This is a genomic window from Prosthecobacter fusiformis (genome assembly GCF_004364345.1).
In the GTDB taxonomy this organism is placed as follows: Bacteria; Verrucomicrobiota; Verrucomicrobiia; order Verrucomicrobiales; family Verrucomicrobiaceae; genus Prosthecobacter; species Prosthecobacter fusiformis.
Genome location: NZ_SOCA01000006.1, coordinates 85,173 through 98,720, shown reverse-complemented (window position 1 = coordinate 98,720; position 13,548 = coordinate 85,173). Strand labels below are relative to the sequence as shown.

Below are 13,548 nucleotides of genomic sequence, written 5' to 3'. Positions count from 1 at the left end.
TCTGAGAATGGGAGGAGACAAGGACATCTGAGGCAGAATCGAAAGCCCCGCTTTATCCTTCAGTTTCACATGGCGTCGCTTGACTCTGGATTCTTCACCGCCACCCTTTCGTCTCTATGGCAAAAGTTCTTATCATCGGTGCAGGCGGCGTGGGCCGCGTGGTCACACACAAATGCGCGCAGCTCCCGGACGTGTTTAGCGAAATCATGCTCGCCTCGCGCACGAAGTCCAAGTGCGACAGCATCGCGGCGGAGTTGAAGCGGCCGATCCAGACAGCATCTGTGGATGCGGACAATGTGCCGGAGCTGGTGAAGCTGCTGAAGGAATTTCAGCCGGAGGTGGTCATCAATGTGGCGCTGCCATACCAGGACCTGACGATCATGGACGCCTGCCTGGAGGCCGGTGTGCATTACATCGACACAGCGAACTATGAGCCACGGGATGTGGCGAAGTTTGAATACCACTGGCAGTGGGCTTACCAGGAGAAGTTCAAGGCGGCAGGGCTGACGGCCCTGCTGGGCTGCGGCTTTGACCCAGGCGTGACGAATGTCTATACGGCGTATGCCCTGAAGCATCACTTCAGCAAGATCGATACCCTGGACATCCTGGACTGCAATGCAGGCGACCATGGCAAGGCCTTTGCGACGAATTTTAATCCGGAGATCAATCTTCGTGAGGTGACCGCCAATGGCCGATACTGGGAAAACGGCCAGTGGGTGGAAACTAAGCCGCTGGAGATCAAGCGCAGCTTTGACTTCCCGGATGGCATCGGGCCGAAGAATATCTATTGCCTGTATCATGAGGAGCTGGAGTCCCTGACGAAGCATTTTGATATCGGCCGCGCACGTTTTTGGATGACCTTTGGCGATGCGTACATCAAGCACATGGAGGTGCTGGTGAATGTGGGCATGACCCGCATTGATCCAGTGATGCACAAGGGCGTGCCGATCATCCCGATTGAATTCCTGAAGACCCTGCTGCCTGAGCCAGGGACACTGGGTGCGGATACCAAAGGCAAGACCTGCATTGGCAACTGGATCGAAGGCACAGGCAAGGACGGCCAGTTCAAGCGCTATTACGTGTATAACATCAAGGATCACGAAGACTGCTACAAGGAAACGAATAGCCAGGGCGTGAGCTATACGACCGGCGTACCGGCAATGATCGCCGCGAAACAACTGCTGACGAATACGGAATACCGCCAGCCGGGTGTGTGGAATGTGGAGCAACTGAATCCAGATCCCTTCATGGCCGACCTGAACGAATACGGTCTGCCCTGGATCGAAACTTGGCCGACCGAGCCACTGCCAGGGGAATAAACGTATCCCTTTCTAATCAAGCCACACTCGAAAGGGTGTGGCCAAACTCCCCGAGTAGCCTGCGCGGCAGATCGCTAGGCTTCGGGCAGTTTACCGTGGTAGCCGATCCTTACGGCAGAGCGGTGGGAAACTAGCCTGGAACTGAATCAGGCGCAGGCCGCCTTTGCCTCTGCCTGAGCGGACAACTTCGACATACAAGGAGATTACCGCCTCATTGAATTGGGGGCGGGCACCAGCCACTTGCAGGGTGGGCGATTACGTCCGGTGAGGACGGGAGGAAGAGGATGTTTTTGAAAAATTGTGAGTTTTTGTTGATTATTAGTAAAAACTTGATAGTTTTATGGTAATTTTATAAAATTATGTCGTTTCTGCATTCCAGTCTGTCCCGTGCGGGTCAGGCCGCTAAATCGGCGGCGTTGGTTTTTTGCGGGGTGGCGGGGCTGGCAAGGTGTCAGCTAGCGGGTGAGGGGGCGGTGCTGGCTTTTCATGGGCTGCGCGCGGATGGGGTGGCAACGGGGGTTTCGGACGAGGGTCTGCATCTGCGGCTTTCGACTTTCCGGGCAGTCTGCGAACGATTGGCGAAGGGATATGAGGTGATGAGGCTGGCGGAGATGGCGGAGATCCTGGAGCGGGGGGAACGGCTGCCGGAGCGGGCGGTGGCGCTGACTTTTGATGATGGCTATGCCTCAAACTATGAGCTGGGGTATCCGGTGCTGCGTGATCTGGGGCTGCCGACGACGATTTTTTTGGCGACGGGGTTTCTGGACGGGGATGCGCCGCTGTGGTTTCAACAGGTGGATGTGGCGATGAGACAGGGAGGACGGGTAGGGAATACCCGGACGCTGGGTGAGGCGCTAGCGCATCTGAAGAGGCTACCGGATGAAGTGATGCGGGAAGAGGTGAGGAGGCTGGTGGAGAGTGTGACTATGCCACTGGATGAACCGGAGGTGATGCGGCCGATGACATGGGCGCAGGCCCGTGAAATGCAGGAGGGCGGGCTGGTGGACTTCGGCGGGCATACGCATACGCACCCTATCCTTTCCAGATGCGGGGTGGAAAAGCAGCGGTGGGAGATAAGAATGTGCGCTGACCGGATACGGGCGGAGCTGGGGGCTGAGCCTAGTGCGTTTGCTTTTCCCAACGGGGGAGTGGACGACTATACGCCGGAGACGCTGGGGGTGCTGAAGGAGGTGGGTTATCAATCGGCTTGGACGACGGTGTGCGGGCGGGTGAATACGGCGCGGAACCGAATGATGATGCCGCGCTATGGGGCACCGGAATCTGTGTGGGAGGCGGAAGCGACGGTTTCGGGTGCGTTTGATCTCGTGCGCCGCTGGAAAGGGGGTGTGGCATGAATGCGGCCCTCAAAAACAGGCATGCTCTGCTGACGAGGCTGGCCGGCTGGACGGAGTTGGGACTGCAAAGTGCGGGCCATGGTCTGCATACAGCAGGACATCTGGCTGCGACGGTGGGCAAAAGAATCTGGCCGGGAAAACCGATGGAAATGAAGGCCCGGAAGACGGTGGTGCACTTTATAGCCGCGCCTGGAGGCGGCGGGGCGGAGGCGATGCTGGGGAATCTGGTGGCGGCGATGAAAGGGGGAATGTGGCGGACGGAGGTCATCCTGGTGGATGGTCGCGGCTGGCCGGAGGCGGTGGCAAAGCTGGAGGCAGCGGGTGCCGTGGTGCATGACCTGGAGGCGGAGGCATTCCTGCGGCCAGCGACGCTGCTGCGACTGATCCGGCTGCTGAAGAAGATCAAACCGGATGTGGTGCAGACGTGGATGCACCACGCGGATTTTGTAGGTGGCTGGTGTGCGCGACTGGCGGGAGTGAAATCGGTGGTGTGGGGAATCCACTGCCGGGAGATCCACCGGAATCCGGGTGACTCCGACCTGAAAATGGGGGTGCTGCGCTGGATGATGGGCGGTAGCTCGCGCGTGGTGCCGACGAGCATTATTTCCTGCTCCGAAGTGGCCATGACGGATCATTTAAAACTCGGGTATCCGAAGGATGCGATGAAATGGGTGCCGAATGGGATCGATACGGGCCGGTTTATACCCGATGCGGGGGTGCGCCGGGCAGTAAGGAAGGAACTGAAGGTGCCGGAAGGGGCGACGCTGGTGGGTTTTGTAGGCCGATTTCACGAGATGAAAAATCTGGCGACGTGGTTGCGGGCGGCGGCGCTGCTGCAGGCGCGGAGGCCGGAGACGCATTTTTGGCTCTGCGGGGGTGAAGAGTGGGACCTGGATGATTGCTCGCGAGCTGCGCTTTCGGTCATGCCGCATCGGAATCAGGTGCACTTTACGGATTTCCGTGCGGAGCCTGAGCGGGTGTATCCTGCGCTGGATCTGTTTTCGCTTTCCTCCCGGACGGAGGCCTGCCCGATGACGGTGATGGAGGCGATGTCCTGCGGGGTACCGTGCGTGACGACGGATGTGGGTGACTGTGCGCGCCTGCTGGAAGGTGTGGGCAAGGTGGTGCCGGTGAGGAATCCAGAGGCGCTGGAGCGTGCCTGGGAGGAGATGCTGGAGCGTCCGGTGAGCAGTGCGCTGGTCCGGCGGTATGCGGTGGAGCGTTTCGACATCGCGGTGGCGGCCCGTCATTACGCGAAGGTGTACGGGGAGGTGCTGGGGCTATGAGGTGCGGGTTTTTCCTGCTGCTGCTGCTGGCCGTGGTGCCGCTGGTGAGGGCGGAGCTCAAGGTATCCCTAGCGGATGCGATGACACGGGTATCCCGCACGGAAGTGAGGGCACCCATGCAGGTGATGGAACTGCTGACGGGAAGAGGGGAGTGGGAAGCGATGCAAATCGTGGTGGGTGGACCGCCGGAGGAAGTGAAAGAGGCGGTGGTGGAGGCGACGGCGCTGGTGGGGCCGGAGGGAGTAACCATCCCGGCACCGATGCTGCTGCGGGAGCATTATGTGAAGGTGACGAAATCCACGCCCATGTCCCCACTGCCTGCCGGGGAGTACGCGGATGCGCTGGTGCCGCTGACCTTTGCCTGGCAGAAGCTGCCGGAGGTGAAGCATGTGAACCAGCCGTACTGGGTGGATGTGTTTGTACCCTACGGGACGAAACCGGGTGTGTACAAGGGGGAGCTGCGGGTGCTGGGGCCGGGGCGTGTTTTTTTAGCGACGAGGCAGTATTCGGTCCGGGTGATGGATTTTGACCTGCCGGTGGTGCCGAGGCTGCGGACCTCCATCATGACGATCTGGCGGCGGATCGCTGAGGTGCATGGATTTGACCGTGAAAAAGAACCGCCTGAGCCGGAACTGCTGGTGCTGCTGAATGAATACTATGATCTGCTGGCCCAGCACCGGATGAGCATCGACCAGACGTATCCGACCTATCCGGACGGAGCGACGGGAAAGATCGACGAAGCGAAGGTGGAAGCGGGGATGCGCAAGCAGGTGCTGCATCGGCATGTGAGCACGCTGGGGCTGCCGATCTGGCCGGAATGGCCGTTCCGTGATCCTTTGGGCAAAGACCGAACGGAGGCGATGAGCTATGTGGCGAAGTGGATGAAGATCCTGAAGAAGCTGCGCAATGAGGACCGGGGGTATGTCATCATGGGATCCCTGGATGAGCCGAATGACAATGAGGCGTATGCGAAAGTGCGAAGGTGGGGAGATTTCTTCAATGAGGTGGAGGCGGTGCACGGTGTGCGGGTGCCGCTGCTGGTGACGGAACAGCCGACGCCGGATAACTGGTGGTGGGGGCGGCTGGACGGGAATGTGGATATCTGGGTGCCGCATTTTTCCGATGTGTGGCGTGACATGGAATCACCTAACGGGAAGCGTGACATCGCACGTCGGCTGGCGGCGGGGGATGAGGTGTGGTGCTATGCGGCGCTGGTGCAGATGCCGGAGGAATGGGAGGCGGCTAAGGGGAACCCGAAGCAACTCAAGGCGGGAAATCCCCCGGTGTGGTGCCTGGACTATCCGGCGATGAACCATCGGGTGCTGGCCTGGGTGATGCCGCGCCACGGGATCACGGGACTGACGTATTGGGATACACTTTTCGCGAGTCCGGGAGTGGATGTGTGGGAAGATGCGGGGTCTTTTCATCACACGGAGGGCCGGGTCTATAATGGCGATGGCAGCTACATTTACCCCGCGACACAGAAGCGGCACGGGGCGCACATGCCTGTGGCGAGCATCCGCCTGAAATGGCTGCGGGAGATGGCGGATGATTACGACTACCTGATGCTGGCGAAGGATCTGGGCCTGGAAAAGGAGGCGCTGGAGCTGGGGGCGACGTTTGCGCGCGGCTTTGGCGACTGGGAAGATGACATGGGTAAACTCTATGACGCGAGGAGGAAGCTGGCGGAGCTGATCGTGACGAAAGGGGGTGGAAAATGAGGCTGGAAATCGTGCGCGATGAAGCGGGATTTGCGGCGCTGGAACCAGTATGGGACGGGCTGCTGGAGCGCGGGGCGACATGTACGCCTTTCCTGAGATGGGACTGGGTGCGGCTGTGGTGGGATGAGTTTCACACGGATTTTCAACTGACGATCGGCGTGCTGCGGGATGATGCGGGCGGGGTGGTGGCGATCGCGCCACTGATGATCGGGCAGGAAAGTGTCGGCATGCGCAGGCACCTGAAGCACCTGGGTTTCCTTGCGGGGCTGGGGGAGGCCAAGGGGGAAAGGATGGACTTCCTGGTGCCAGCGGGCCGGGAGGCGGAGCTGACACCGCTGCTATGCGGGGTTTTTCGCGTACTGGAAGGAGAATGGGAGGCGGTGAGGCTAAACAAGCTGCCGGAGGAATCCCCGAACCATCCGCATGTGGTGCGGGCGCTGAGCGGCTGCTCCAGCGGTGCGGGGGTGGTAATCCGTACGGAGTGTGCGTGCATCCAGATGGGGGCGAGCTGGGAGGACTTTGAGGCGCAGATGCGAGGGCGGCACAGACGTGACCTGAAGAGGCGCTATGAGCTGCTGAAGAAAGAGCACCAAGGCTATGAAACGGAGGTGACGGCTGCGGATGCGGAGGCGCGGCTGGATGAATTTGCGGAGCTGCACCGGCAGCACTTCCCGGATGGGGTGAGCTCATTCCTCACTCCGCGCGCCTGGCGGTTTCACCGGCGGCTGGGCATCAAGTGGCTGAAGAGCGGCAAGGCGATCCTGCCTTTTATGGCCGTGGGCTCCGGGATGGTGGGGGGGATCTATGGGTTTGTGGAAAGGGATGAGTTTTTCTTTTTCCAGGTGGGATGGAATGCGAGCTTCGCGCGGTATTCGATGGGGCATCTGGGCATCCGCTGGACGGTGCAATCCTGCATCCGGCGGGGGCTGCGGCTTTTTGACATGCTGCCGGGGACGTACCGGTATAAGGCGGACTGGACGCAGACTTCGCGGCATGTGCTGGACATCGAGGCCTATGAACCGGAGAGCGTGCGTGCGGCGATCTTCCGTACGGTGCGCAGTGTGAAGCGGCTGGTGATGCGCACTTTATCCCTGAAGAATGCCGAATGAAAGTCCTGGTCCTCACTGCTGATGCGAATACGCTGGTCTATCATCGCGGGGATCTGATCCGTGATTTTGCAGCGCATGGATGCGAGGTGGTGACGGCGGCGGCGGAGGACTATCCGCATGTGCGGGAATACCTGGCGGAGGCCGGGGTACGGCATGAGGTGGTGCGCATGGTACGCAGCCGGGTGAACCTGCTGAAGGACTGGATCACCTGGCTGGACATGTACCGGCTGTTTAAAAGAGAAAAGCCGGATGCGCTCTTCGCCTATACGATCAAATCCGTGGTGTATGGGTGTGTGGTGGCGCGGCTGGCGGGTGTGCCACGGGTGTATGCGCTGCTGCCAGGACTGGGATTTACCTTTGTGAAACCGGAAACGCTGAAACAGCGGGCGGTGCAGTGGATCTCCAAGGCGCTGCACCGGCTGGCGCTGAAGCGGGCAGATGTGATTTTCATGCAGAACCGGGATGATGTGCAGCTTTTTGCGGACCTGAAGATGCTGCCGCAGGGTATACCAGTGCATGTGACCGCGGGCTCAGGCGTGAATTTGGAGGAATACCCCCATGTGCCCCTGGAGGGGAATGCGGACATCGCGGCAGGGCGTATCCGGTTTGTCCTGGTGAGCCGACTGCTGATCAGCAAGGGGGTATGCGTTTTCGCTGAAGCGGCGCGGAAAGTGAAGGCGAGGTATCCGAAGGCGGAATTTCATCTAGTGGGGCCGTTTGATCCGAATCCCAACCGGGTGTCTGAAGCGGAGGTGGAGGCCTGGGTGAAGGAGGGGACGCTGACGCATCACGGCATGGTGCGGGATGTGGCGGGCCTGCTGAAGGACATGCACGTCTTTTGCCTGCCGACGTGGTATCGGGAGGGGGTGCCGCATGCATCCCTGGAGGCGCTTTCGACAGGCCGGGCGATGATCACAACGGATTCGGTGGGGGCGCGAGAGTGTGTGCCCAAGGGGGAAAATGGCTTCCTGGTGCCGCCTCGGGATGTGGATGCGGTGGTGAAGGCGATGGAATTTTTCATCCTGAATCCGAAGCAGACCGTACTGATGGGACAGGCTAGTCGCGTGCTGGCGGAGGAGGTCTTCGATGTGAAAATCGTCAATCGCATCATCCTCGGAGCGATGGGAATTACGGGGGAGGGACGGCATTCTTTTGAGTCTGCTCCTTGCTCCGAAGGGGTAGGTGCATGATGGTATTTATAAGTTTCGTGTTATGTCGTATCAATTAGCCATCGATCCCAACCAGTCCCAGCCGGGTGCTGGAGGGGTGCAACATGGGCTAGTGCCGCTGGCCCCGACGGGGCTGGGAGCACCGCTGCCCCTGCCGCAGGTGGACCAAAATCCGTACCTGAACACGCCACGACCGCAATTTAGCGAGTCGGTGATCAGTGTCACCGATCTCGTCGGCTACATGAAAAGGTATGGCCTGCTGGGCCTGCTGCTGGCACTGCCTGCGGCGGCGGCGATTTTTTATCTGCTGGGGATGGGACCCAACGTGTATGAGGCGGAAGCCAAACTGAGGCTGCGGCTTCAGGATACGAATGTCTTCAACTTTAACGAAATGGGTCGCCAAGGGGTGACTGAGCTGAGTGCTCCGCAGTTGATCAACAACCACCTCACGGAGATCAAGTCCCGGCGGTTTTCGGACTATTTTTATGATCGGTTTGATCCGGTGAAGAGGGATGTGTTTATCAGCGAGGAGCTGAGCACCCTGGGAAGGAAGGATCAGTTGCTGAAAATGGTAGGGCTTTATACCCCGGCCAAACCAGCACCGCCGGTGGATGTATTCGCGGAAAGCATCGGCACAGCAGTGCGTGTCGAGCCGCAGAAGGAATCCCACATTTTACGCATCCTGGTGCGCAACCGCACTCCGCAAATGGCGGCAGACATCGCCAATGGATTTGCGCAGGATTACATGAAGTTTTTTGGCGAGCAGGAGAGTGGCCAGACACAGAGTGAACGGGACTACCTACAGACGAAGGCAGATGAGCTGAAAAAACGGCTGGAGGTGAGTGAGCGTGAACTGGCATCCTACAGCAAGAGTGAAAATCTGATGCAGGCGAATGCTGCGCAGGATGTGGGCGGAGACAAGGTGAGGCAGCTCATGACGGCCATCACCAATGTGGAAATCCAACTGGCGAAGGCGAAGAGCGACCTGCAAAGCATCCGTGCGACCCAACAGGCAGGAAGAGATCTGCTGGAAGTGCGCCTAGTGGCGGACAATCCCGATGTGGCCTTCAACCGCAAAGAGATGGAAGCAGCGATGGCAGAGCGTAAGGCATTGGAACCCCTGTGCGGCAGGCGGCATCCGCAGATGATCGCGTTGGCGGGGCGGATCGAATCCGCCAAGGGTGCACTGGACCATGCGGCGATGTCCGTCGTGACGATGGCTGAGGCGGAGGTGTCCAACCTGGAAAGGCAGATCACGGATTTTCAGAAGCAACTGCAAGCTTCACGCGGTGAAGTGCTGGACCAGAGCGGAAAAAATGTACAGCAGAAAATGCTGAGTGACCAGGTGGCTGCGGACCGGGAGATGTACCAAACAATCGTGAAGCGGCTAAACCAGGCTGAGGTCACGGGGAATTTTAAAGACAGTGGTGCACTGAGCTTATCCGACATTGCAACGGCTCCAGATAAGCCCGTGAAGCCGAACAAGCCGGTGGCGGCGGTGGCGAGCCTGATCGTTTTTGGATTTATCTTCATCGGCCTGCCTGTCGGCTGGGGGCTGTTTGATGATCATGTCTTGAAGCTGGTCCGCCAGAGCGGTTCCCCCTCCGCCAACATTCCTTCGGTGAAAGAGGTGCCGCACATTCCAACCGGGCAGACACGGCCCCTGGGTACACCCCCAGCAGCGCTATCCTTTGCCCCTTCCCCTTCCCTGCCCCAGGCTCAAGTGAGGCCGCCAGTCCAGGCAACGGCAGCCGCTTCTTTCCTGTCCCTACAGACGCCGAACCAGGCACCGGTATTGGCGCGGCTGCCATTGATCGGCCAGGGCAATCCAGAGGCAATGCTGGGCCAGCTTTTGAAGCCTGAGCCGCATGGAGCCGCCGGGGCACTTTCCCAACTGACCACCACCCTGGAGATGCAGGCGCTCAAGCGTAGTGGACTGGGCGGGGTGATCCTTTTCACCAGTGCTGAGGCGGGTGAAGGAAAGACCCTTTCCGCAGCCGCCCTGGCAGCGGCCTTTTGCCACCAGGGACGCAGCGTGTTCCTGATGGAGTGCAATGCGGTGTCTCCGACGCTGCACCAATGGTTTCCGCACGCGACACATCATAGCTCCTGGGCGCATGATCTGGAATCTCTGCGCTATGGGAAAACGAATCTGTTTTTGCTGCCCGCACATGACCTGCCTGCCTATGCCACGAATGAGCTGCTGGACGGTTACCGTTCATGGATCGACCGGGCACGCCAGCAGGTGGACTGGATCATCCTGGATGGGGGACCGATCCTGAGAAACTTTGCCGATGTGGCACCCTTGGCTCCACTGGCGACAGATGTGCTGATTGTGAATAATCCGCTGGTGTCTAATCCTGCTAAACTGCGTGCGGCGATGAGCCTGATGCAGCCCATGATGAGCAGCAGCGCCTTCCGGGGAATGATCGTGCAAGGGGCGGCTTAGCCTAGCCCTTACCACTTAAGGCTGGTTACTGGAACTCGTGTCTCGTTATGATGAGAACTGACGATCTGACCGTCTTTTAGGTTCAGCACGCGATCAGCCATTCCTGCCATGTCGGCATTGTGGGTGATGATGACGGTGAGGGTGCCCAGTTCCCGGTTGATGCGCTCCACGGCCTCCAGCACAGCGATGCCTGTATTCACATCCAAAGCACCCGTGGGTTCATCACAGAGCAGCACCTCAGGTTTTTTGGCAATGGCCCGGGCGATGGCAACGCGTTGCTGCTCCCCGCCGCTAAGTTGGCTGGGGAAATGGTCCATGCGGTGCTGGAGATTGACCAGGGCCAGCGCCTCCTCCGGCTTCATCGGATCCCGCGAGATATCGGTGATAAGGGCGACGTTTTCCCGGGCCGTGAGGCTGGGGATGAGATTGTAAAACTGGAAGACGAACCCCACGCAGTTTCGACGAAAAAGCGTGAGCGTGCGCTCATCGCCACCGCTCAAATCCCAGCCCTTGTATTTAAGCTGGCCGCTGGTGGGCGTATCCAGCCCGCCAAGAATATTGAGGAGCGTGGACTTTCCACTGCCGGATGCCCCGAGAAGGACGACCAACTCACTGGAGTGAAACTGGATGTCCACGCCATGCAGCGCGACGACATCCAGTTCCCCGGTATGATAGACCTTCCGCAGTCCGCGGGCCTCGAAGATGGGAGCGGAGGTTCGGTCCATGGGGGGAGTTTTACAGTCTACAGTTTCCGTCTTCGGTGTTCAGCATTCTCCAAGGAGGAACCTGTAAACTGAAGACTAAACCCCGTTCACTGGCTTCAATGGCAACCGCAGCCTTCGCCACAACCTGCCTGACCAAAAACTTCGTCATGGGTAGGGACTCGGCCTTTTTCCAGAGTCTTGGTGACGAAACCATTGACCTTATTGGCGACGTCCTGAAGGAGGTCCTGGGCGGCCATGAAGCTCTGGATGGTTTCGTTGCCATCAGCTTGCTCCTGGAGGGACTGGAAGCGGGTGACTTCATCCGGCTCCATTTCTGCACCACTGCGGTGACGCTGCTCCAGACTGCGGCCCAGGGTCATGACATCGCGGTAAAGAGAGACGGCGTTTTCATCGGCCAGGAAAGATTCCGCGTCGCTGCGTGCGGACTGCACTTCAGGATCTGCGGCAATGGCTGCGCAGAGAGCTTCAATGTGAGAGGCGATGACGGGGGCGATGGCGGCGTTCATGGAGGGTGAAGCTAGGTGGAAAAGTGGAAATTGTCGAATGTCGGATTGCAGATTGTCCTGAAAAGGAACGGCGCAGAGCCCTGGGGCGGATGGCAGGGATTGCTCATTTTCAGCCGAATCAAGACTGCCCGAGGAGATTTACCCGGCAGATTCGGCCGGTTTGGGAGAGGTCAGCGCAAAGCGAAAACGCTGAGGCCAGAGCATGAAAGCGGCCGTGGAAAGGGCCAAGTAATAATGCGGCATCTCGATGCGCCCCTGCCCTGCCGGAGTGTAGGCGATGATGGCAAAGAGCAGGTACCCGGCCCGGCCTCCCGTCATGACACTGCGCACCACCAGCGTGCCGAGTGTGCCCACAAAGATCAGCAATCCAGGTATGCCCAGTTCCAGCCAGATAGAGACGTATTCGTTGTGCGGTGCCCAGAGCACGCCGGAAACTCCAGTACCATGACCTAACAAAGGTTTCTTCATCACGCCCTCCCAGGCATCCGCCAGATCCTTCGCACGCTCGGGTGATTTGAGCTTTTCAAAGTCCAGATCGTAAATGGCCTGAAGGCGCTCCGATGTGTTCTTGTCCTTCAGGATGCCCTGCTGGGTGCGGCTTTGCAAAACCGCGAAGCCCACCCCGGCGGCCGGTATGGCAAGGGCAGCCATGAGAAGCAAAAATGGCAGATTTTTCCGCGCATTCAGCAGCACGTAGGCACCGGACATGAGCACCAGGACGATGAACCCGCTGCGCCCATACGTCAGCGCCACCCCGACAAATGCCACCCCGATGAGCAGGCAGTTGATCTTGAAACTCCGGCATAGAGCGAAGGTGATGCCCAGCATTTCACACAGCAGCACCGGAGGAAAGTTCGGGTGGCTATTGAAGCCTGCATACCGACCTTGGATACTGGAAAATTTCGCCAGCCCAAGCATCTCGGCAATCTCAGATCCTGTGGTCATGAACATGGCCAAGATCGCAGCCCAGCGTGCTGCACGCAGGCCAGGATCTGTGGATAGCACCGTCAAGATAGCCACGATGGCAATCATCACCCGCAGATGATCCATGCCCGCTTGCCCCTGCAAAGAAGTCACCGACCGCGACAACAATGCCGCATCAAAAAGCCGCACCGCCGGCAGCAGCAGGATCAGCAATGAAATTGGCGCAAACCGCAGGCCAGCCAGCAAAGGCAGGCCCACACAGGCAGCAAAGGCCGTGACGGTAAACAAGGCAGGTTTTAATGGAGATATACCCGCATTGTATGCGCCAATGATCACATCCGCCGCCAGCAGCCCCAGGATACTGCCGCAGATCCAGATGACTAGGCGGTGTGAGAGTGGGTCAGAGGACACGGAGGCCAATGCACCTGCTGGTGCATGCGCCTGTGAGGGAAAAGGTGATCGAGCCGAAAACATGGAGGGCATGGTACAGAGAAGCAGAACGTCATTATCTGCTCGTCGCAGGTGGCGAAATAGATTTGCTGACAGAGGCTATGCAGCGATGAAAATGATTTTTGCTGTTGCCCAGCAGGAGCAGTGCAGCACCAGAGACAAGCAGTACGATGTCCAGCGCACGACGAGGTGCAAGGGGATCACGATCTGCCACCAGAGCGATTATATCCGGTTGATAGGCTAGATAATGCAGTGGTGTTTTAGCGATGCCCTCATATTCCCAATCCAGTAGTGCAATGAGGTCTGCGCTGGTATCGATATCCTTTTGGAGTCGCTGCCCTGAAATATGATATTCCACCGTGATCCGCGCCGGTTGGAACCAGCTCCCCGGATGAACGATCCCGGTGACACGGCCCTCAGTGGGTCGCCCCTGGGAAAGGATGGACTGTCGGGTGCGCTCTTGGAGCAGATCATATGTCAGAAGAGCGACTCCGGCGAGGCCTAAAAGCATGCCCAGTATGATAAATAACTTCAT

General features: G+C 59.0%; 11 protein-coding genes. 7 read left to right on the top strand and 4 right to left on the bottom strand.

Features of this window, described 5'->3' with window-relative positions; translation table 11 throughout:
* Window positions 1-116 precede the first annotated feature (116 nt).
* From EI77_RS15625 to EI77_RS15595, 7 genes are all read left to right on the top strand, one after another.
* Window positions 117-1,319, top strand: coding sequence for a saccharopine dehydrogenase family protein (locus EI77_RS15625; protein WP_133796228.1), 1,203 nt, complete (start codon window positions 117-119; stop codon window positions 1,317-1,319).
* A 359-nt stretch (window positions 1,320-1,678) separates the two neighbouring features.
* Window positions 1,679-2,674 carry a polysaccharide deacetylase family protein gene (locus EI77_RS15620; RefSeq protein ID WP_133796227.1) on the top strand — a complete coding sequence of 332 codons (996 nt, stop codon included), beginning with the start codon at window positions 1,679-1,681 and terminating at the stop codon, window positions 2,672-2,674.
* Window positions 2,671-3,960, top strand: a complete 1,290-nt coding sequence (locus EI77_RS15615; protein WP_133796226.1) for a glycosyltransferase — start codon at window positions 2,671-2,673, stop codon at window positions 3,958-3,960. The genes EI77_RS15620 and EI77_RS15615 overlap by 4 nt, the downstream gene beginning before the upstream one ends.
* Window positions 3,957-5,681 carry a glycoside hydrolase domain-containing protein gene (locus tag EI77_RS15610; protein WP_133796225.1) on the top strand — a complete coding sequence of 575 codons (1,725 nt, stop codon included), beginning with the start codon at window positions 3,957-3,959 and terminating at the stop codon, window positions 5,679-5,681. Before EI77_RS15615 ends, EI77_RS15610 begins: the two co-directional genes overlap by 4 nt.
* Window positions 5,678-6,790: a GNAT family N-acetyltransferase gene (locus EI77_RS15605; protein ID WP_133796224.1), complete on the top strand. Its 1,113-nt coding sequence runs from the start codon at window positions 5,678-5,680 to the stop codon at window positions 6,788-6,790. Before EI77_RS15610 ends, EI77_RS15605 begins: the two co-directional genes overlap by 4 nt.
* The gene (locus EI77_RS15600) at window positions 6,787-7,980 is read left to right on the top strand and encodes a glycosyltransferase family 4 protein (protein ID WP_133796223.1); all 1,194 of its coding nucleotides are present in this window, start codon (window positions 6,787-6,789) and stop codon (window positions 7,978-7,980) included. Before EI77_RS15605 ends, EI77_RS15600 begins: the two co-directional genes overlap by 4 nt.
* 22 nt (window positions 7,981-8,002) lie before the next feature.
* Complete coding sequence (locus EI77_RS15595) at window positions 8,003-10,408, top strand: exopolysaccharide transport family protein (protein WP_133796222.1); 2,406 nt, start codon at window positions 8,003-8,005, stop codon at window positions 10,406-10,408.
* Window positions 10,409-10,416: 8 nt separating this feature from the next.
* Here the strand turns inward: EI77_RS15595 and EI77_RS15590 are convergent, their stop codons facing one another.
* From EI77_RS15590 to EI77_RS15575, 4 genes are all read right to left on the bottom strand, one after another.
* Window positions 10,417-11,133, bottom strand: coding sequence for an ABC transporter ATP-binding protein (locus tag EI77_RS15590; protein WP_133796221.1), 717 nt, complete (start codon window positions 11,131-11,133; stop codon window positions 10,417-10,419).
* Between the two features lie 95 nt (window positions 11,134-11,228).
* A complete protein-coding gene (locus EI77_RS15585) occupies window positions 11,229-11,639 on the bottom strand; it encodes a YlbF/YmcA family competence regulator (protein WP_133796220.1) in 411 nt (136 codons plus the stop codon).
* Between the two features lie 138 nt (window positions 11,640-11,777).
* Window positions 11,778-12,974 (bottom strand): O-antigen ligase family protein, encoded by a 1,197-nt coding sequence (locus tag EI77_RS15580; protein ID WP_166647288.1) that lies wholly within the window; start codon window positions 12,972-12,974, stop codon window positions 11,778-11,780.
* A gap of 94 nt (window positions 12,975-13,068) precedes the next feature.
* Window positions 13,069-13,548 (bottom strand): hypothetical protein, encoded by a 480-nt coding sequence (locus tag EI77_RS15575; protein ID WP_133796218.1) that lies wholly within the window; start codon window positions 13,546-13,548, stop codon window positions 13,069-13,071.

What these genes read in the sequence shown, in the direction of transcription:
- EI77_RS15625 (WP_133796228.1), top strand. Translation starts at nt 117, where the DNA reads ATGGCAAAAGTTCTTATCATCGGTGCAGGCGGCGTGGGCCGCGTGGTC.
- EI77_RS15620 (WP_133796227.1), top strand. Translation starts at nt 1,679, where the DNA reads ATGTCGTTTCTGCATTCCAGTCTGTCCCGTGCGGGTCAGGCCGCTAAA.
- EI77_RS15615 (WP_133796226.1), top strand. Translation starts at nt 2,671, where the DNA reads ATGAATGCGGCCCTCAAAAACAGGCATGCTCTGCTGACGAGGCTGGCC.
- EI77_RS15610 (WP_133796225.1), top strand. Translation starts at nt 3,957, where the DNA reads ATGAGGTGCGGGTTTTTCCTGCTGCTGCTGCTGGCCGTGGTGCCGCTG.
- EI77_RS15605 (WP_133796224.1), top strand. Translation starts at nt 5,678, where the DNA reads ATGAGGCTGGAAATCGTGCGCGATGAAGCGGGATTTGCGGCGCTGGAA.
- EI77_RS15600 (WP_133796223.1), top strand. Translation starts at nt 6,787, where the DNA reads ATGAAAGTCCTGGTCCTCACTGCTGATGCGAATACGCTGGTCTATCAT.
- EI77_RS15595 (WP_133796222.1), top strand. Translation starts at nt 8,003, where the DNA reads ATGTCGTATCAATTAGCCATCGATCCCAACCAGTCCCAGCCGGGTGCT.
- EI77_RS15590 (WP_133796221.1), bottom strand. Translation starts at nt 11,133, where the DNA reads ATGGACCGAACCTCCGCTCCCATCTTCGAGGCCCGCGGACTGCGGAAG.
- EI77_RS15585 (WP_133796220.1), bottom strand. Translation starts at nt 11,639, where the DNA reads ATGAACGCCGCCATCGCCCCCGTCATCGCCTCTCACATTGAAGCTCTC.
- EI77_RS15575 (WP_133796218.1), bottom strand. Translation starts at nt 13,548, where the DNA reads ATGAAGTTATTTATCATACTGGGCATGCTTTTAGGCCTCGCCGGAGTC.